At 45.7% G+C, this 276-nt stretch carries 1 protein-coding gene; it reads left to right on the plus strand.

The genetic code is table 11. From position 1 onward, the window contains the following. On the plus strand, positions 1–276 hold a 276-nt coding region (locus AAEY88_RS13380; RefSeq protein WP_350563173.1), incomplete at both ends, for a VWA domain-containing protein.

Raw genomic sequence — 276 nt, forward strand, 5'->3', positions numbered from 1 at the left:
TCGTATTATCATGCTCACCGATGGCGATTTCAATGTCGGTATTAGTGACGTCGACGAGATGTTGGACTTGGTCAAAGCCAATCGTGATCGTGGTATCTCTCTATCGACTGTCGGTTTTGGTCGTGGCAATCTCAACGATTATATGATGGAGCAGATGGCGGACAACGGTAATGGTAATTACAGCTATATCGACAGTTTGACTGAAGCCAAAAAAGTCTTTGGCGATGAGCTGGCAGCGACCTTTAACACTGTTGCCAAAGACGTCAAGGTACAAGT

The sequence above is a fragment of the Psychrobacter sp. CAL346-MNA-CIBAN-0220 genome, from assembly GCF_040309805.1.
GTDB lineage: Bacteria > Pseudomonadota > Gammaproteobacteria > Pseudomonadales > Moraxellaceae > Psychrobacter.